This window comes from Sinomicrobium endophyticum, assembly GCF_052983315.1.
Genome location: NZ_JBRKIS010000022.1, coordinates 217,521 through 236,753, shown reverse-complemented (window position 1 = coordinate 236,753; position 19,233 = coordinate 217,521). Strand labels below are relative to the sequence as shown.

At 44.3% G+C, this 19,233-nt stretch carries 14 protein-coding genes; 6 read left to right on the top strand and 8 right to left on the bottom strand.

Translation table 11 applies throughout. The features are described 5' to 3' along the window. Positions 1-19 precede the first annotated feature (19 nt). The 5 genes from ACVBDU_RS08095 to ACVBDU_RS08075 all read left to right on the top strand — a co-directional run bounded on the left by ACVBDU_RS08095 (position 20) and on the right by ACVBDU_RS08075 (position 4,392). Positions 20-895 (top strand): hypothetical protein, encoded by an 876-nt coding sequence (locus tag ACVBDU_RS08095; RefSeq protein WP_447179253.1) that lies wholly within the window; start codon positions 20-22, stop codon positions 893-895. A 12-nt stretch (positions 896-907) separates the two neighbouring features. Then, the gene (locus ACVBDU_RS08090) at positions 908-1,912 is read left to right on the top strand and encodes a Kelch repeat-containing protein (RefSeq protein WP_447179252.1); all 1,005 of its coding nucleotides are present in this window, start codon (positions 908-910) and stop codon (positions 1,910-1,912) included. 174 nt (positions 1,913-2,086) lie between these two features. After that, entirely contained in the window at positions 2,087-2,425 is a 339-nt protein-coding gene (locus ACVBDU_RS08085; RefSeq protein ID WP_447179251.1) for a DUF4907 domain-containing protein, read from the top strand. 12 nt (positions 2,426-2,437) lie between these two features. Beyond that, a complete protein-coding gene (locus ACVBDU_RS08080) occupies positions 2,438-3,664 on the top strand; it encodes a sensor histidine kinase (RefSeq protein WP_447179250.1) in 1,227 nt (408 codons plus the stop codon). Continuing rightward, on the top strand, positions 3,661-4,392 hold the full coding sequence (locus ACVBDU_RS08075; RefSeq protein WP_447179249.1) for a LytR/AlgR family response regulator transcription factor: 732 nt from the start codon (positions 3,661-3,663) through the stop codon (positions 4,390-4,392). The genes ACVBDU_RS08080 and ACVBDU_RS08075 overlap by 4 nt, the downstream gene beginning before the upstream one ends. Positions 4,393-4,458: 66 nt before the next feature. Here ACVBDU_RS08075 and ACVBDU_RS08070 read toward each other — a convergent pair whose 3' ends face one another. Further along, positions 4,459-5,253: a DUF2797 domain-containing protein gene (locus tag ACVBDU_RS08070; RefSeq protein ID WP_447179248.1), complete on the bottom strand. Its 795-nt coding sequence runs from the start codon at positions 5,251-5,253 to the stop codon at positions 4,459-4,461. A gap of 64 nt (positions 5,254-5,317) precedes the next feature. On the opposite strand from ACVBDU_RS08070, the gene ACVBDU_RS08065 reads away from it, so the two are divergent. Continuing rightward, entirely contained in the window at positions 5,318-6,874 is a 1,557-nt protein-coding gene (locus ACVBDU_RS08065; protein ID WP_447179247.1) for a GH3 auxin-responsive promoter family protein, read from the top strand. Positions 6,875-7,876: 1,002 nt separating this feature from the next. Here the strand turns inward: ACVBDU_RS08065 and clpX are convergent. The 7 genes from clpX to ACVBDU_RS08030 all read right to left on the bottom strand — a co-directional run bounded on the left by clpX (position 7,877) and on the right by ACVBDU_RS08030 (position 19,119). Further along, positions 7,877-9,109: an ATP-dependent Clp protease ATP-binding subunit ClpX gene (clpX, locus tag ACVBDU_RS08060; RefSeq protein WP_447179246.1), complete on the bottom strand. Its 1,233-nt coding sequence runs from the start codon at positions 9,107-9,109 to the stop codon at positions 7,877-7,879. A 153-nt stretch (positions 9,110-9,262) separates the two neighbouring features. Then, positions 9,263-9,937: an ATP-dependent Clp endopeptidase proteolytic subunit ClpP gene (gene clpP / locus ACVBDU_RS08055; protein ID WP_447179245.1), complete on the bottom strand. Its 675-nt coding sequence runs from the start codon at positions 9,935-9,937 to the stop codon at positions 9,263-9,265. Between the two features lie 80 nt (positions 9,938-10,017). Beyond that, complete coding sequence (tig, locus tag ACVBDU_RS08050; protein ID WP_447179244.1) at positions 10,018-11,340, bottom strand: trigger factor; 1,323 nt, start codon at positions 11,338-11,340, stop codon at positions 10,018-10,020. A gap of 319 nt (positions 11,341-11,659) precedes the next feature. Then, on the bottom strand, positions 11,660-12,016 hold the full coding sequence (locus tag ACVBDU_RS08045) for a phage holin family protein (protein ID WP_447179243.1): 357 nt from the start codon (positions 12,014-12,016) through the stop codon (positions 11,660-11,662). Positions 12,017-12,297: 281 nt separating this feature from the next. Continuing rightward, positions 12,298-14,382 carry a TonB-dependent receptor family protein gene (locus ACVBDU_RS08040; protein WP_447179242.1) on the bottom strand — a complete coding sequence of 695 codons (2,085 nt, stop codon included), beginning with the start codon at positions 14,380-14,382 and terminating at the stop codon, positions 12,298-12,300. A 125-nt stretch (positions 14,383-14,507) separates the two neighbouring features. Beyond that, on the bottom strand, positions 14,508-16,025 hold the full coding sequence (locus ACVBDU_RS08035) for a RagB/SusD family nutrient uptake outer membrane protein (RefSeq protein ID WP_447179241.1): 1,518 nt from the start codon (positions 16,023-16,025) through the stop codon (positions 14,508-14,510). A 10-nt stretch (positions 16,026-16,035) separates the two neighbouring features. Then, entirely contained in the window at positions 16,036-19,119 is a 3,084-nt protein-coding gene (locus ACVBDU_RS08030; RefSeq protein ID WP_447179240.1) for a SusC/RagA family TonB-linked outer membrane protein, read from the bottom strand. Between the last annotated feature and the right edge of the window lie 114 nt (positions 19,120-19,233).

Below are 19,233 nucleotides of genomic sequence, written 5' to 3'. Positions count from 1 at the left end.
AGATTTGTTCAAAAAATTGGTGAAAGCAGTAGTAATCATTGTATGTCTTTTCCTGGTGACCGCCAGGATTTCGGGGCAGGAGAAATTTCCGGAAATGATCCAATTGGAGTACAATATAAATAAATCGGACGAAGGAGTGAATATTTACGAAACCCGGATCGGGGGAAGTAAAGTCTTCTCTGCGGGAAGTTTTCGTATTGGTGTAGCGGCGGATATTCGAAAGTTTGATATGGATTATACCTACACCTCACCGGCAACGGATGAGATGCATTTTACGGAAGTATATACGCTGAAACCGGAGGTGTTTGTTTCTTATCTCCTGGATGAAGTCTGGTCGTTTACCGCTTACGTTCAGCCCGAAATAGCATCCGATTTTCACGGAGACTGGACCGGTGAAGGGTTTAACCTGGGGTACGGGGCATATTTTACCAGGCTGTGGAAGCAACCGGGAGGAGTTGTTTCTTCCCTGGTTATAGGAGGTGAATATTCCACGGCATTCGGAAAGCTGCGGTTTGTGCCCATATTGAACTATAAAAGGAGAATTAACGAACATTGGGCATATGCCGTGGGGTATCCGTATACGTACCTGTCCTGGAAAATTAACCCGAAACATACGGTAAGGCCTGTACTGGACCTGGACTCCTTCTATGCAGGCGTCAATGCCGTTACGGGGTATTTTGCACAAGCCGAAGAGCAGTTGTACAAGCTGAGTTACCTGAATCTAAATGGAAGGATAAACTATGAATACTATTTTAACCGGGGCTGGAACCTTGTGGCAGGTTTTGGGTATACCATATATAACGAGTTGGATCTTTACCGGGACGATACCAGAACCCATACCTATGATATGGTATCTTCCCTCTATATATCACTGGGGATTAAGTATAAATTTTAAACTAAATAACAAATGAGAAGAACAAAGAAAAAAAATCCGGATTTTATCGTGTACAGTGCCTCTCTGGTTTTTTTCCTGATGTTCCTGGCCGGTTGTTCCAGCGACGATGAGGAAGATATGGGGAACTGGAAGACCCGTTCTGTTTTTGACGGGAAACCGCGAAGTAGTTCCGCTTATTTTTCCATAGGGAATAAAGGATATACCGGAACAGGATATGACGGCGATGATTATCGTACCGATTTCTGGGAATATGACATGGACGGGGATTACTGGATACAGAAAGCAGATTTTCCGGGTACGGCCAGAAGTGCGGCAGTAGGCTTTGCCATCGGCGGAAAAGGTTACGTGGGGTCCGGTTATGACGGGGTTAACGAACTGGGAGATTTTTATGCCTATGACGCAGGAGGCAATTCCTGGGCATCTATAGCCGATTTTCCGGAAAATCCGAGGAGAGAAGCATTGGCCTTTGCAGCAAACGGATACGGATATTTCGGTACGGGAACCGACGGGGATAACGATAGAAAGGATTTCTGGAAATATGATCCGTCTGCCGACACATGGACCGAGTTGTTTGGCTTCGGAGGAGATAAAAGGAGAGGGGCCACCAGTTTTAGCATCGATGATAAGGTGTATATGGGAACGGGAGTTTCCAATGGGGTTTACCTGAAAGATTTCTGGGTTTTTGATCCCCAGTCCGAAAGCTGGACCAAATTGCTCAACCTCGATGAGGAGGACGATTACAGTATAGTGAGGAGCAATGCCGCAGGTTTTTCCATAGGTAGTTACGGATATATTGCCTGTGGTACCGCTTCCGGAACCCTGAACTCTATTTGGGAATACGACCCGATGTATGATATCTGGGAGCGAAAAACGGGATATGAAGGTACTTCCAGGCAAAGTCCGGTGGTCTTCTCTAATATGGCAAGGGCCTTTGTCGGGCTGGGACGTTCCGGCAGTCTTTACCTGGACGACATTAAAGAGTTCTTTCCGTGGGAAGAATACGATGAAGACGATTAGTGATGTGTACCGTTCCCGGGCCTTCGACCGTAAATTAATACTTGTCAAAGGTGTAAACAAACGGATGGTGAAAGCTACGGAAAGGGGCCTGGAGAATCAGAAAGTTACATAACATGAACATTATCGATCGGGAATATTTGTTGTCCGTCCGGAACCATAACAATGAGAATGCATATGAGAAGAAAGAGAGTCTTAGTCCTGTGGGGAATACTACTCACAGGTATTGCGGTAATTTACCTGTTTTATCCGCAAAAAAGAGATGAGATAACAACGGAAGTTGTTGAGGTTCCGGGTGGATACGGATATTTGGTAAAAAGCGGAAACAAAGTACTTATCCGCCAGGAAATAATACCTGTAGTACAAAAGATATCTCCTTTTTGTACCTATAACGATGCAAAAGCCGTAGCCGGCCTTGTCAAACAAAAAATGATGGAAAAGGAGGGCCCGGCAATTACTAAGGAAGAGTTAAAAGCACTTCACGTACGTTTAAATTGTTTAGATTTAGCCAATTAAAAGATAGTGAAGATGGGTGTTCTTGCCAGGGTACTGAACAGGAAAAATCTGAAAGAGATCGCCATACATGTCGCCGTATGGGTGTTTTTTTTTATAGTGCTCAATTATCAGATATATTCCGAAATACGATATATTCCGAGAGAAATTCTCTACAGAACGCTATATCGTACCCTGTTGAACATAGGTTTGTTTTACCTTAATTACGCTTACCTGGTTCCGAAATTTTTGTTAAAGAAAAAGCTTTGGAAATACATTCTTATATCGTTGTCCATTATAGTATTCAATGTAGTACTGATCGGGGGGATTGATGCGCCACCCCTGGGAGCAGTAACCATAGTCAAAAGGTTTGATCCGGCAGACGACCTTACCGCGACGGATAGTACTTTTCACACTCCTCCTTCGGCATCTGATTCCGTTCGATCGGGAGTAAGTGAAAATATAATGCCCCGGGATACACTGCGGCCGGGAATAAGGCGGGGATTTCGCAGGGCAACCCCGGCCATACATGCGGGGAGGACAGATATGTGGCGCTTCCGGCTTTTGATGTCTCTCAGGGCAGCAGCAGTAGTTGGTATGTATTTTGTCGTCGGTGCGGCCATTAAGATATATATGGAGTGGAAAAAAGGAGAGACGATACGCAACCAGATTCAATCGGAAAAGATCACTTCTGAACTACAATTTTTAAAGGCACAGCTCAATCCGCATTTCCTTTTCAATTCCCTGAACAGTATTTATTCCCTTTCGGTAAAGAAGTCCAACGATGCGCCGGAAGCGGTGATTACACTTTCGGATCTTATGCGTTATATGCTGTATGAAGCCAACAGGGATATGGTCCCGCTGGGTAAGGAACTGGAATATATTAAGAATTATATAAGCTTGCAAAGACTGCGGCTGTCAAACGGAGAACAGGTAACCCTTAATATTTACGGCAATGAGAGGGATAAAAAAATACAGCCGCTTTTGTTTATTTCCTTTATAGAGAACGCTTTCAAGTACGGCACGGACTATAAGGGAAGGACAGTAGTAAAGACCGTGATCTCCATAAAGGAAGATGCCATTCATTTTTACGTCCGGAATATTATCGGAAGGTATAAGAAAAACGATAAGAGTTCCGGGGTAGGACTACAGAACATACGGAACAGGCTCAACCTGCTGTATCCGGATTCGCATACACTGGACATAGTGGATGACGGAGAGACTTTTACAGTGAGTCTAACTCTAAAATTTGACAAAAAATGAAATGTGTAATCATCGATGATGAACCCCTGGCTATCGATGTCCTGAAGGACTATTGCGAAAAAATACAGTTTATGGAGGTTGTTGGCACATATACCAATGCTCTCGATGCCATAGCGGTAATAAAGGAAAGGGAGGTAGACCTTATATTTTCGGACATAGAAATGCCACAGATAAGCGGTATTGATTTTATTCATTCCATGGACAACAAACCACTGTTTATTTTTACGACTGCTTATTCCCAGTATGCGATCGAAGGTTTTGAACTGAATGCGGTAGACTATCTCGTAAAACCCATTCCCTATCACCGCTTTGTGAAAGCCGTGGTAAGAGCTAAAGAATTGATGAGTTTTAAAGAAAAAGACAAAAACATGAGACCACATATTTCACCTTCCTGCGGAACTCCGGAGGGACAGACAGGATATATTTTTGTAAAAGCGGATTATGAAAACGTAAAACTGGATATAAACGATATTGTTTATATACAAGGGCTCAAAGACTATCTTAAAATCCATATGAACGGGGTAAATAAACCTGTTTTGACCTTGCTGAGTTTTAAGGATTTTCTGGAAAAAGTTCCGGAAGGACAGTTTTTACGTATTCACAAATCTTTTGTGGTTAACATAAGCTATATCCGTTCCGTTCAGAAAAACAAGGTCATCATAAACGATAACCGGATTCCGATAGGAGAAAGCTACAAGGCAGAGTTTATGGAACGACTGGGACTTTAGAAAAGTTTATGATTTACGATGTACGATCAATCCCGAAACAGCACCTCCGAAATTATAATTCACAACTCAATTTACGGTCAGGTTTACCACATATCCTTCACTTCCCCTTACATTGAAAACCGTATTGTCTTCAAAGATGAGGTACTGCCCTTTAATTCCTTTTAGTTTCCCCGAATATTCCGGGGTTTTGTCGAGGTTGAGGCTTTTTACTTTTTGCGGGTACTGCAGCACCGGGTAATCTATGGTGCAGATCTTTTGATTGGTGTCCAGGTAGTACGGTTTTACTTCTTCCGGAAGAAAATCGTCGAGGCGGTCTTTTTCTATTACCAGGTCAGCATCTGCCAGGCTGTTGGTAAGCATTTTCCGCCAGTTGGTTTTGTCGGTCATGTGCTCTTTCAGGGCAACTTCGGTTATTCCGGCAAGGTAACGGTTGGGCACTTCCACAACTTCGATGGCCTGGTGTGCTCCCTGATCGATCCACCGGGTTGGCACCTGTGTTTTCCTGGTCACACCTACTTTTACCTCGCTGGATAGTGCCAGGTATACCACATGTGGCTGTAACTGTACCTGTTTTTCGAAGTCCAGATCCCTGTCCTCTTCGTCCAGATGGGCCTTGCTGAGTTCGGGACGCATTATCCAGTCTCCGGCAGAAGCGGTTTCATAAAAACAGCTTTTACAGAAGCCCTGGCGATAAATGGGCTTGTCCAAATGACAATTCAGGCATTCGTAGGAAACAAAAGATAACTTTACTTCTCTGTCCAAAAGTTGATTCATATGGATAAAGTCGTTTTTAAAAACCAGGTAGTAGTTTATGGGACTGGTAAATTCGGTCTTCATTTTTATAAGGACACCTTGGTACATGGTAAAGTTTTTTAGTATTTTTATTCCCTGTCAATATAGAAAAGGACTGTAAAAGTACGCAAAAATGTCGATTCCGTTGTTTAATTCCATAGCTTCCTGGTGGCTGAAAAAAAGGTTTTACCAGATGGAACTCTTCCTGAAATACCCGGAAGAAGTTCAGGTTGAGTTATTAAATCAGTTACTTATAACCGCAAGAAACACGGATATAGGGAAGAAGTACGGGTTTGAGACCATAACTACCTACGAACGTTTCAGGGAAAATGTACCCATAAATAAGTATGAGGACATCGAGCCGTATATAGAAAGATCGAGAAGGGGAGAGCACAATGTTTTCTGGCCCACACCTATCCGGTGGTTTGCCAAGAGCAGCGGTACTACCAATGCGAAGAGCAAATTTATCCCGGTGAGTACGGAATCCCTGGAAGATTGTCATTTTAAAGCGGGAAAGGATATGCTATCCCTTTACTTTAATAATAATGAAGATTCCAAACTGTTTACCGGGAAGAGTCTCAGGTTAGGAGGAAGTAAGTCCCTTTATGAAGACAATAATACCTTTTTCGGGGATCTGTCTGCCATTATTATAGACAACCTTCCTTTCTGGGCTGAGATGAGCAGTACGCCAAGCAATAAGATTTCGTTGATGAACGAATGGGAAACAAAACTGGAAGCCATTATCAGTGAAACAGTCCAGGAAAACGTGACCAGCCTGGCCGGAGTGCCGTCATGGATGCTGGTATTGCTCAACCGGGTACTGGAAAAGACAGGCAAGGATAACCTTTTTGAAGTGTGGACTAACCTGGAGGTATATTTCCACGGCGGTGTTAATTTCAATCCCTATCGCGATCAATACGAAAGACTGCTCCCGAGGGATTCTTTTAAATATTATGAGATATACAACGCTTCGGAGGGTTTTTTCGCCATTCAGGACCGCAATAATTCGGATGAATTATTGCTGATGCTCGATTACGGCATCTTCTATGAATTCATCCTCATGGATACTTTTGGTACCGACCACCAGAAAGTTATTCCGCTATGGGAAGTGGAGACAGGAAAGAACTACGCTATTGTTATAACTACCAATGCCGGGCTGTGGCGATATCTCATAGGAGATACCGTGCGTTTTACCAGTACGGCTCCTTACCGTATTAAAGTAACCGGGCGTACCAAACATTTTATTAACGTATTCGGGGAAGAACTGATCATAGAAAATACGGAAGAAGCTTTGAAAAAAGCCTGTAAAGAAGCAAATTGTGAGATTGTGGATTATACCGTAGCTCCTATATTTATGCAGGGAAAAGAAAAAGGAGGGCATGAGTGGCTTATTGAATTCCGGAAGTACCCGGCCAGTATGGAGCAATTTACAGTGTTGCTGGACGAAGGCCTGAAATCCCTGAATTCGGATTACGAAGCAAAACGCTACAATAACATAACACTCAATATACCCAGGATAAATATTGCCCGTCAGGGATTGTTTTACGATTGGTTGAAAACGTATAACAAGCTGGGGGGACAGCATAAAGTACCGAGACTGTCCAACAAAAGAAATTACCTGGAAGAAATGCTGGGAATGAATGGTTCCTTTACCGGCCCGGTGTCGGGAGATAACGGAATGGATATTTAAAAATAAAGGAGCCGTCTGAAGATGTTGCTTTCTGTCATCCGGAGAAGTAACATTTTGGTAACTGCATAAATTGAAATGACGCCCCTTCTGCCATCCCGATGATCCCGATAAGAATATCGGGATATCGAAGTAAACGCATTATACGATGGGCTTACTTATGCGACCAACGTATCTGGTTAAGCGATTAAAGGGAATGGTTAAGCCGCTAAACCAACTACTTCTGCGGTCAACTTAAACGGTTACGCCGTCAAAGCAATCGGTTAAGCGGCTAAAGGGAATGGTTAAGCCGCTAAACCAACTACTTCTGCGGTCAACTCAAATGGTTAAGCCGTCAAAGCAACCGGTTAAGCGGTTAAAGGGAATGGTTGAGCCGCTAAACCAACTACTTCTGCGGTCAACTTAAATGGTTAAGCCGTCAAAGCAATCGGTTAAGCGGTTAAAGGGAATGGTTGAGCCGCTTAACCAACTACTTAAGCGGTCGACTTAAATGATTACGCCGTCAAAGCAATTGGTTAAGCGGTTAAAGGGAATGGTTAAGCTGCTAAACCAACTACTTAAGCGGTCAACTTAAATGGTTACGCCGTCAAAGCAATCGGTTAAGCGGCTAAAGGGAATGGTTGAGCCGCTTAACCAACTACTTCCGGTGTCAAAGGGATTGCTTTAATGACCGTTTTTTTGAGCTTGTAATGAGAAATACCTATGCGAAAACCAGGGGCGCCTCCCGGCAGGTATGCGTATACCATTGAGGGTATGCTGCCAGCCTCCGGGAGATTGCCACTCTTCAACTCCTCAGGGCAGGCTTTACCTCCCTTCGGTCAGTTCCTCGCTCCCGATGGTTATCGGGAGACGCTTCTCTGCGATTTGCAGGGAACTTCCCTAACACGTCATGGGTAGCGGAGCCGAGGGGTATTTCGGAGCGATTGGTTTCCCGACTCGCTCGAAATAACAGTGTAAATCTCAGGCAGCCCTTTTCTATTTTGGACCGAAGCATGTTCGGCATTTTTAAGAAGCAGCTTTTAATTTATTTATTTTGGCCCTGGAAATTTTTTCGTTAGCGTACTGCCGGTTTATTTCCAGTGATTTTTCCTCAGAACTTGGCAAATCGAACATGGCATCCGTGAGTATGGTTTCGCAAAGCGAACGCAGTCCTCTTGCTCCAAGTTTATATTCCATTGCTTTTTCCACAATAAAATCGAGAGCATCATCGGTAATGCTAAGTGCTATATCGTCCATGTCAAAGAGCTTGCTGTATTGTTTTATAATAGCGTTCTTCGGTTCGGTAAGTATAGCTCTCAGTACCTCGGCATCCAGCGGGTCCATGTAGGCGAGTACGGGAAGCCTTCCGATGATCTCGGGGATAAGCCCGAATTCTTTCAGATCTTTCGGGATGACATATTGTAACAGGTTCTCTTCATCGATAACTTCTTCTTCCCTGGATGCCTTATATCCTATGGCTTGCATGTTAAGGCGTTTCGTGATAATTCTTTCTATGCCGTCAAAAGCACCTCCGGCAATAAACAGGATATTCTCCGTATTTACTTCGATGAACTTCTGGTCCGGGTGTTTTCTTCCGCCTTTCGGTGGTACGTTTACCACTGTCCCTTCCAGCAATTTCAGTAAAGCCTGTTGTACGCCTTCGCCGGATACATCGCGGGTGATGGAAGGGTTGTCGCTCTTTCGGGCGATCTTATCGATCTCATCGATAAAGACAATACCTCTTTCGGCTTTTTCCAGGTTGTAATCTGCAGCCTGTAAGAGCCGGGTAAGGATACTTTCCACATCTTCTCCCACATATCCCGCTTCGGTGAGTACCGTTGCATCCACGATAGCCAGGGGCACATTGAGCATTTTGGCAATAGTCCGCGCCATAAGGGTCTTTCCCGTACCGGTCTGCCCTACCATAATGATGTTGCTCTTTTGTATTTCTATATCATCTTTGGAAGTGGGCTGCAACAATCTTTTATAGTGGTTGTAAACCGCAACCGACATTACCTTCTTGGTGAAATCCTGTCCTATGATATATTGATCGAGGAAGGATTTTATTTCCAGTGGTTTTTTCAGTATGAGTTCGGTCGAGAGTTCTTCCGACTGCGATTGTTTGATTTCTTCCAGAACAATGCTATGGGCCTGTTCAATACAGCGGTCACATATATGCGCATCCAAGCCGGCAATAAGCAGGTTGGTTTCCGGTTTTTTCCTTCCGCAAAACGAGCATTCTAATTCTTCTTTCGCCATAACAATTTTTTTAGTGTGCAAGCCCTGCTCGTAAAAGAACAGGGTGGTAATTTATTGTTGGAAAACCGGGATATTAGTCTTCGCTTATTCCGGTTCCCTTATATTTTTGGCATTTTACTTTTTCTTAAGGGACCGGAAAGAGGTGTTCCTCTTTTATTTTCGGGCCAGTATCTCGTCGATCATACCGTATTCCTTGGCCTCATCAGCTTTCATCCAGTAATCCCGGTCACTGTCTGTGTTGACTTTGTCATAAGATTGGCCGGAATGGTTGGCAATGATCTTATAAAGTTCATCTTTAAGTTTCAGGATTTCCCTTGCGGTGATCTCTATATCACTGGCCTGGCCTTGTGCGCCTCCAAGGGGCTGATGTATCATTACCCTGGAGTGTGTAAGACCGCTCCTTTTTCCTTTTTCGCCCGCACAAAGCAGTACGGCTGCCATAGAAGCCGCTATTCCGGTACAGATAGTAGCAACATCTGGTTTTATGAACTGCATGGTGTCATAAATACCTAAACCTGCGTACACACCTCCTCCGGGAGAATTGATATATATTTCTATGTCTTTGGAAGAGTCTACACTGGAAAGGAACAATAACTGTGCCTGTATGATATTTGCTATCTGGTCGTCTATAGCGGTTCCCAAAAATATGATCCTGTCCATCATAAGGCGTGAAAACACATCCATTGCCACGGCGTTCATCTGACGTTCTTCTATGATGTTCGGAGTCATACCCACCGGGGCCATTCTGCTTACGATTTTATCGTAATACATACTGTTTACCCCGTGATGCTGTATAGCGTATTTTTTAAATTCCTTTTTATAATCCATAGTTTTTCATTTTATATAATAAGGCGTTAAATCAACTGAATTTAACGCCTTAAATATAGTTATTTTTTTGTCTCTGCGGACTATTGGTATACCTCTTTAACGAAGTCTTCGTAACTAACTTCCTTAGTTTTGAGGTTAGCCTTTTCTTTGTAAAGGGTGAGCAGTTTTTTGCTCATCAGCTGCTCGGACAGGCGTTTTATTTCATCCTGGTTAGAAAGTATCCTGGCAGCAATGCTGTCCAGTTCTTCTTCGGAAGGATCTGTTTGCCCGAACTGTGCCATCTGTATTTTGATGAATTCCTTGGCAAAGTCTTTTAGCTCATCGAATGTTACCTGCAATTCATTATCACGGATTATTTTGCCTTCGATAAGCTGATACCTCAATCCTTTTTCCGATTTTTCGTATTCTTCACTTGCCTGATCTTCCGTAAGGGGATCTTCACCGGTTTGTTGTATCCATTTTTTCAGGAATTCCGCAGGAAGATCGAATTTAGTACTTTCCACCAGGTATTCGGTTACATCGTTCAGCAATTTCTGATCTGCCTGTTGTTCGAATTGTTTTTCGGCATCTTCTTTGATCCTGGCACGCAGTTCTTCTTCGGAAGTTACCGTTCCTCCGGGGAAAAGCTTGTCAAAGAGTTCCTGGTTGAGCTCTGCGAGCTCTCTTTTGTTTATTTCTTCGATGGTAAAGTTTACGGTAATATCCAGGTCGTGAACTTCATCGTGGCCGACTTTCAGGGAGTGCATCAGGTCGTGATCGTCCTGAAAGAGGCTTTTTGTTTTCAGTTCCAGGACATCCCCTGCTTTAGCTCCGGTAAATTTGCCGAGGTTCCTCTTTCCCTTTATTTTGTCGAGGGAAAAAGTGGCCTTGTTTTCAATTTCCTTTTCTTCGCTGGTAAAGGTTCCGGTAATTTCGTCACCTTCTTCAACCGCATCCTTGGATATGAGTTTTCCATATTGTTTTTGAATTCGTTCTATCTGCTCGTCAAGCATTTTGTCATCTGCAACGATCCGGTAGCTGGTGATAGATTTCTTTCCTTTAAGGGTTACCTCAAAGTCCGGAACAAGTCCCAGTTCGAATTCAAAAGAAAGATCTTCCGCATCCCAGTCAAAACTTTCCTGTGCTTTAGGTAGCGGGTTTCCGAGTACATCCAGTTTTTCTTCGGTCAGATACTTATCAAGGGCATCCTGTAAAAGTTTGTTTACCTCATCTACCAAAACCGCTTTTCCGTATTGTTTCTTCACTAATCCCAGTGGCACATGTCCTTTTCTGAAACCGGGAATGTTCGCTTTCTTGCGGTAATCATTAAGGACTGTAGCTACTTTGTCACTGTAATCGTCCTTGCTAATAGCAACTTTTACTATTGCATTCAATTCATCTATGTGCTCTCTTGTAATATCCATTTATTCGCTTTAATAAATTAACATGGCATATAAAACAGGGTGCAAAATTAGAACATTTTGTAATGTTAACCAACTTTTTGAGCGTCTGAATTTTAGAGTGGGTTTTTCTGATGAGTACGGCCTTTTATGAAGGTGGCTTCTGTGTATCAGAAGAGAAGGAGCAGAGGCGTACGGGATGTGTGATCTGAGATAAGTTTGGAACACAGATGCAAATGTGTAAGGGAAGCGAGTGGTAATTCTGTTATTCCGGACTGTGAAATCAAGGGATATTTTCCGAATCAGTCCAGAATAACATTAGAAGTACTTTGCCTGCAATTCCTTATTTGGTTCCGTCTGTATTTTCTTTTAGGAAGGAATGCAGAATGGATTGTAGGAAGGAAAGCAAAAGACTGAACAGTAACGCCCACCAGATATTGGCTACATGAAATCCGCCTATGAGACTGTCTGTGATCAAAATAACAACCGCATTGATTATAAGGAGAAACAGTCCGAGCGTAATTATGGTGATTGGCAGGGTGAGGATAATGAGTACGGGTTTTACAAGAAGGTTTAAAAGGGCCAGTACCACGGCAACGAGAACAGCTGTGAGATAACTGTCCACACTTACACCGGGGAGTATTTTTGCCAGGATCACCACGGCCAGGGCGGTCAGCAATACTCTTAAGATAGTGTTCATATTTTTCTCTTTTTTTCGGGCGACAGAAAAAATAGTCTTTCCGGACCGTCTCCCTGTCGGTTATTTTTTGTTTAGTATATATCGGATACTAAACAAAAATAGGTAATTTCTCTCGTTTTGTAACTATTGGGTATAAGGCAAATCAGGGCAAACGCATTGAAAAAATATAATTGCAACCTGGAATCCCGGTGGCTTCAATACATCCCGGCGGAGCCGGGACACTCAGCCACCTCGCTTTGTGCCTAAAACTGCTCTTCGGCATCAAACCTGTAACCTGTAATTTATAACATATAGCGCAACTGAACTCCGCCGTAGAAATTTTGCGGAAGGCCGGGATAGTAAAAGCGAGGCTCGGAATTTCCGAATCCTATGGCGTTGATCAGCACGGACTGCGCATAGTTTTTATCGGTAATGTTGTTGATGCCGCCGGAGACTTCCAGGATAAGTTTTTCCAATATCTCTTTTTTATATCCTGCTTTTGCATTGGCCACCCCATAAGAATCCGTGTACAGGGAATTGGCGTCGGTAAGGGGGATCTCCCCGACGTATTGGTAGTTGATATAAAAATACAGCCCGCTTTGATGTACTACCCGTATTCCGGCATTTGTCTTGTTATCCGGTACCCCGGTAAGATTATTACCGGAATAATTATTGTCTCCATCGATAAAACGGATAAAACGATGATCGTTCACGGATGTGTTGATAAATGGAATAATTGCCAGGTTTCGGGTAAGGGGGAGATGGTATTCTGCGGTGATCTCTATACCCTTATGCTCGGTTTTTCCCGCATTTTTCCCGATATATTGATCTTCTCCCACACGCTGCGCCACCAAAAGGTCTTTGATGGTCATGGTATATGCGGCGGCGGACAGGCGAAGACGGTTTTTCAGTAACTTAAGATTTATGCCAGCTTCGTAATGCATTCCTTTTTCCGGTCCCAGTTCGGGATTTATAACGCCTTCCGGGGTTAGAGTTTCTTCGGTGCCGGGGAAGGAAAACCCGCGACTGATATTTGCGTAAAACCTGGCATGTGTATTATATTGGTAATCGAGGTTGAGTGAAGGGGCGAGTATGGGGTCGAAGCGACGGGATGCACTCGTGTTATCATCTCCACTGTTGTAATAATCCAGGAAATTGTAGGAGGTGAAATTGGTATTCAGCCCCAATTGTACTTTTAATCCCCTGGTGAGAGGTAACGTAAGAGAAGAAAAGAGGTGGAGTTGATTCCTGTATTCTTTATTATCACTTAACTGCGCTCCTTCCAGGGTTCCGTTTCCGTCATTTTCCAGGTACAGGTTCTCTATGGTTTCCCAATTGTACATATCCTTATACATTTCGGTGCCGAGATGTATAGTAGCCTTTTCATTACGGAAAGCAAAGTCCTGCCGGAATACGCTTCTTATACCATAGCCGTTGGTAAAGCCGGCCAAAATATTAAAAGGACGCGGTTCGTAGTGATCCGTATAGGTGTAAAAGATACTGGTAGTGTTTTGCAGGTTGGGATTGAAGCGATGTGTATAGCTCAATCCTGCCAGGGTGGTTTTACTGTTTTTGTAACCTTTGGCCTCAAGCCAGTTGGAAGCGGCCTGCTGCGGATTTTCCTCCAGGACGGTCTTGCTTATGGAACTGGGGATGTAGGCGTTGTAATCTATTTGGTTAAAGAGAATGGTGAGTGAATTGTTGTCGTTAAACCGATAAGAGCTATTCAATAACACTGCGTTGCGGCGATAAGCGCTGTTTTCCCGGTATCCGTCGGTTTCCAGGTGCTCGTAATTCAGGTTGACGGACAGTTTTTCTCCGGCATAGACGGCATTGGTGGTGTTTTTCAACAGTTGATATGAGCCGAAGGTAAAACTGTTCCGAACGTATGATTTTGAGGGGGTCACGGATCGGAGCAGAAGTGCCCCGCCAAGGTTAGTACCGTAAGTAACGGCTTTCGGTCCCTGTATAATTTCAACCTGGCTTATGCTTTCGGGGTCGAATACTTCTATGGAAGTTTCTCCTATACCGTTGGTAATGGGAATATCATCCAGATATGTCCTTACTTTATTGCTTCCATACGGTGTTCGGGCGCCTACGCCCCTTATGGTTATACGGTTTACATTCATCCCTCCGGAGAGCATGTAAACGCCCGGTATCTGATTTATGGCCCAGGTTATGTCCACAGGACTGTACTGTTCCAGTTGCTGACGGGTAGTAACAGAGACCGGTACGATAAGGGAACTGTCCCGTTGTATGGCAGAAAGAGAATCCGAACTGACAATGACCTCTTCAAGAAGAGTTGTTTGTTTGTCCTGTGCCATAGAAATAAAGGGGAGGAGCCATACTACAACCGGGAGGAGAGCTGCTTTGATTTTCTTTTTCATTCCGGGGTTTTGCTATAAAAATAGTAAAATAAAACAGGAAAACCGGAAAACAAAAAAGAGACTGCCGAACGGACAATCTCTTTTTTAATTCAAAATAAATCAGTAGAAAACGGTATTTCCTGAAATTAATATCCGGGGTTTTGAGCCAGGTTCGGATTGGATACCAGCGCGGTGGCGGGAATGGGGTAGAGAACCCGGAATTCTTCGGTATTTTCTTTAAATTCCCAAGTGTCGGTAAATACGCCAAAGCGGATCATGTCATTTCTCCTCCAGCCTTCTATATATAGTTCCCGTGCTCTTTCGTCAAGCAATTCAGGAAGATCTACGGAACTGAATGCGGATGCACCTCTTATAGCCCTGAGTTCATTGACCAGTGCTGTGGCGTCTTCCCCTGAAGATCCACCCCTGAGTATAGCTTCGGCTTTCATCAGATGGGCATCGGCATACCGGAAGATGATCATGCCGGTGGCTTCTCCACCGTTGTCAGGATGGTATTTAAGGATTCTTATCCCTGTCCTTTCGTTATTACCTACCAGGCCCGGGAACTCCCTGGTAAAAACCAACGGGTTACCTGCCCGGTCGTTCAGGGGAGTTCCGTCGGCTGCATATTGCTGCCCTACAAGGAAACCGTATCCTATGCCCTGAGAGGGTACATATCCTCTTCGTTCTTCCTGTCCGGAACCTTCTGCGTTGGTATCGGACGGACCTTCAAAAAGATCAAAAAGCCCGGAAAGTGTAGAAAAACCATTCCATCCGCCCGAAGTATAGTCGGATACTACCTGGTGGTAATGCAGTCCGGGCCACATTCTGGTGGCTACCGAAGCATCCGTATACCATATGGTTTCATTATCAGGGTCATTTTTAAAGATATCGAAAAAACCTTCCTGTAATTCAAAACCATCTGCGGCAATGGCATCCACCTCTTCTATTACCCTGGTCATATCTGCCGGATCCGGACTTTCAGTTCCTTTATATAGGTGCTTGTTAAGATATAATTTGGCCAGAAGAAAATGAACAGATGCTTTGGAAGCTTTTATGGTTCCCACGCCGGGAGCGAGGGCAGGAAGGTCGGAAAGTGCTTCGTTGAGGTCGTTTATAATAAAGTCAAAAGCTTCGCTTGCGGTAAATACCCTCGGATTCACATCCACGCCTTCATCTGCTTCACGAAAAGGTACCTGGCCATAGAGATCCATAACATGGAACATGCTGAAAGCCCGGAGGAATTTACCTTCCGCTGCCTGCTGTGCATTTGCTTCGGATTGCGTAGCGAGTAACTGGTTAATTCGGAATATATTGGAATTTAACCGGTTCCACGTGTTTAATACATCGCGGTGAGTGGGGTCCCAGGTATGTTCGTGGAGAAGTCTCCATACCCCGTTATCGCCCCAGTCGGTACCTCTTGTCGGGACGAGAACCTCGTCTGTGGAAACTTCGGACAGGCCGTATAAGGCTTCCTGTGTGTTAAAGGTATTACGGATGTCAACATATGCGGAATTTAATGTTTGTTCGGGGTTCACTCCGCCAAAGCCTTCATCGGTATCCGGAATCACGATGGAGTCTTTTTCATCTACCTCCAGGTCGGTACAGGAAAAAGCGAGGATTATGCAACTTATAGTGAGAATGTTTCTGGTTATACTTTTCATGATTACTTTTTTAGAATGTTACATTTAACCCTAAAGTGAATATTCTCGGCCTCGGGTAAGAGGTATAGTCTATTCCCAGTGAAGGGACACCATCCAGTTCCTTGTTTACATTTACTTCAGGGTCCAGTCCGGAATAATTAGTGATAACAAACAGGTTCTGGGCATTGGCATAAACCCGGAAAGATTTGAATACATTGGAATCTTCGGCAAAACTGAAATTATGCCCAATGGTAATATTCTGTAATCGCAGAAAATCTCCTTTTTCCAGGAACCGGGTAGATACATCGGGAGCATTGAGATTGGACTCTTCACTGCTGAGTACATCACGGGTAACATTTCTCCCGTTTCCGATAGCTCCGGCAGTAAAGAAGGCATTCTGAGTATTATTATAGATGTAGTGACCGAACTGACCGGCAAAGAAAGCGGACAGGTCCCAGTTTTTATAGTTAAAGCTGGTAGATATACCGAGGTTATATTCAGGCAGTGCGCTTTTGCCGACAAACTTTTGAAGGTCTCCGCCTTCATATTCGGCCAAACCGTTTTCGTTATATCCGGTAAATTCCCTGAGGAAATAGGAAAACAGGGGCTGGCCGTCCTGTATACGCTGGGCAAATGCCCCGGTAAGTCCCTGTCCGTTTATGCCTCCCGTATCTACGGTTCCGTCAAAGTTTTTCACCATATTATCGTTATAGGACAGGTTGGTGCCTAAATCCCACGTAAAATCCTCGGTTTCTATGATGCCGTAGTTCAATGTAATCTCGAAACCTTTGTTTATAACATCGGCATCGAGGTTGCGGTAGACAAATTCCTGCGGGGCAGGTTGTGCGGACATAATCTGCATTAACAGATCTGTAGTGTTTTTTCGGTAAAGGTCGATGGACCCGCTCAAACGGTTATCCAGAAAACCAAAATCCACACCTACATTAAACTGCTGGGTCTGCTCCCATTTCAGGTCCGGATTGGCGAAAGCCACATTATCCAGACCTACCCGCTGTACTTCACCACTATTGGCATTGATACCAAGTCCGGCATATCGTTGCCTGGTCTGGTAACGGTTATGTGGTATTTCCTGGTTTCCGGTTACACCGTAACCCAGTCGTAATTTTAGGTTATAAAAAACATCGGGGATAAATTCTTCATCAGACAATATCCAGGCAAAAGCCCCGGAAGGGAAGTACCCGTATTTGTTGTTACCCCCGAAACGGGAAGACCCGTCCGCCCGGAGTGTGGCCGTAAACAGGTAGCGATCTTTGAGCGTATAATTTAACCGGCCGAAGAAAGATTGTAGCTCATCGGTATAGTTGAACCAATCAGAGATCGCAGCCCTTGTAGGAACACCGGATACGGCAATTTCTTCGGTAACATCTTCCGGGAATAAACGGTTCACAAAAGCTTCGGTCGTGCCGTATCCGTATTGCTGATATGATCCGGTAATGGAGTTTCTTATGCTCCTGTCCGTTGCCTTGAGGTCCCCGATCATACCGTCCATATCAGTGCCTGAGAATCCCCATCCCTGGTAATTTCTGCCTTCGTTCTTAAATTCCTGGTAGGAGTATCCCAGCATCGCGGTAATTTTGGAGTTTTGAAATTCCTTGCGATAATTGAACAATACTTCGAGTAACTGACTGCTATTGTCTATTTCTGAAATAAAAGCCCGTCCGTTTTCGAATACCCCTCCCATAAATAACAAAGGAGAAAGTGCACCTTCCCTTTTGGAAGATGAATTGTCAAAACCGGTATTGACCTTTACATTGAATTCATCCGTAAAGTCATATTGCGCGGACAGGTTAATAAGACTCCTGTCCGTATGTGTATTATCCTGATAGTATTTCAGTAATGCCAGGGGATTGAGAGTGGAAGTAGAGAACTGGTATTCGGGATCTGCAGGCCAGGTAGGGTTGGCGGCATAAGTAGCGCCGAGAAGGTCCCCTTCAAAACCTGCATTGTCGGTAATGAGGGGAGCTTCGTCATTTACCCGGGAAAAGGTGATCTGTGCCCCAAGCTTCAACTTGTCATTGAAGAGACGTTGATTCAGGTTGAGCCTTCCGTTAAGACGCTCCATAGAGGAGTTTTTGATAATCCCTTCCTGATCGGAATAACTCAGCGACAGCCTGTAATTACCGGTGTCATAACCATTGGAGTAGGAGAGGTTGTGCGTATGTGAAAACGACGTACGGGATATTTCGTCCTGCCAGTCGGTGTTTGCTCCTTTATCCTGTTCGCTTATAATCCCTCCGTATTTATCTATACCCTGGAGGAACTGTTCCCTGTTCAACAAATCGTATGTGTTGGCGGGGGAAGAGACACTGGTGGTAGTCGAATATTCCAGGGTGCCTTCCTGGCCTTTTCCGCTTTTCGTGGTAATAATAACTACCCCGTTGGCTCCCCTGGAGCCGTAAATGGCTGTTGCGGAGGCGTCTTTAAGTACATCGATACTGGCAATATCGTTGGGATTGATAAAATTCAACGGATTTTTGGAGGACGAGGCCCCGCGTCCTATATCTGCACCTCCGGAGGAAGTATTATCGCCGGAAAGCGGAATACCGTCTACCACAAATAACGGGTTGTTATTGCTTCTTACGGAAGACGTACCCCGGATACGGATATTGATCCCTGCCCCGGGCTCACCACTGGAAGAAGTGATCTGTACCCCCGCACTTTTCCCCTGTATCAGTTCTTCCGGTGCGGAAATGACCCCTTTGTTGAAGTCTTCGGCTTTCACGGAGACCACAGAGCCGGTAGCGTCCCTTCTCGTTGTTTCACCGTAACCTATGATAACCACTTCATCCAGTGCCTGGGCATCTTCGGACATGGTTATATTTATCGTTGATCTCCCGTTTACAGGGATTTCCTGGGTTTTGAATCCTACGTAACTAATAACCAGGATATCGTCTTCTCCCACATTATCCAGGGAATAATTTCCGTCAAAGTCCGATTGAGTTCCGTTGGTAGTACCCTTTACCAGGATATTAGCACCAGGTAAAGGCCCCATGGCATCCGAAACTGTTCCGGATATGGTTATCTGTGCCTGAACGCCACCATATACGAATATGGTAAAGATCAAGGCCAGATTTTTAATAAAGTTAATTTTCATAAATAGTAATTTTGATGTGTTTTGGCAATGTGAAAATCATTATAAAGTTAAATTTATGTGAAATTTTTAATACTGCCACAGGGTTGTGAAACGAAAACGTTGTAGTGTTAATAA

Excerpts from the sequence above, each read along its gene's own strand:
- tig (WP_447179244.1), bottom strand. The coding sequence starts at position 11,340 with ATGGATATTACAAGAGAGCACATAGATGAATTGAATGCAATAGTAAAA.
- ACVBDU_RS08070 (WP_447179248.1), bottom strand. The coding sequence starts at position 5,253 with ATGTACCAAGGTGTCCTTATAAAAATGAAGACCGAATTTACCAGTCCC.
- ACVBDU_RS08080 (WP_447179250.1), top strand. The coding sequence starts at position 2,438 with ATGGGTGTTCTTGCCAGGGTACTGAACAGGAAAAATCTGAAAGAGATC.
- ACVBDU_RS08090 (WP_447179252.1), top strand. The coding sequence starts at position 908 with ATGAGAAGAACAAAGAAAAAAAATCCGGATTTTATCGTGTACAGTGCC.
- clpP (WP_447179245.1), bottom strand. The coding sequence starts at position 9,937 with ATGGATTATAAAAAGGAATTTAAAAAATACGCTATACAGCATCACGGG.
- ACVBDU_RS08030 (WP_447179240.1), bottom strand. The coding sequence starts at position 19,119 with ATGAAAATTAACTTTATTAAAAATCTGGCCTTGATCTTTACCATATTC.
- ACVBDU_RS08035 (WP_447179241.1), bottom strand. The coding sequence starts at position 16,025 with ATGAAAAGTATAACCAGAAACATTCTCACTATAAGTTGCATAATCCTC.
- ACVBDU_RS08045 (WP_447179243.1), bottom strand. The coding sequence starts at position 12,016 with ATGAACACTATCTTAAGAGTATTGCTGACCGCCCTGGCCGTGGTGATC.
- clpX (WP_447179246.1), bottom strand. The coding sequence starts at position 9,109 with ATGGCGAAAGAAGAATTAGAATGCTCGTTTTGCGGAAGGAAAAAACCG.
- ACVBDU_RS08065 (WP_447179247.1), top strand. The coding sequence starts at position 5,318 with ATGTCGATTCCGTTGTTTAATTCCATAGCTTCCTGGTGGCTGAAAAAA.
- ACVBDU_RS08040 (WP_447179242.1), bottom strand. The coding sequence starts at position 14,382 with ATGAAAAAGAAAATCAAAGCAGCTCTCCTCCCGGTTGTAGTATGGCTC.
- ACVBDU_RS08075 (WP_447179249.1), top strand. The coding sequence starts at position 3,661 with ATGAAATGTGTAATCATCGATGATGAACCCCTGGCTATCGATGTCCTG.
- ACVBDU_RS08085 (WP_447179251.1), top strand. The coding sequence starts at position 2,087 with ATGAGAAGAAAGAGAGTCTTAGTCCTGTGGGGAATACTACTCACAGGT.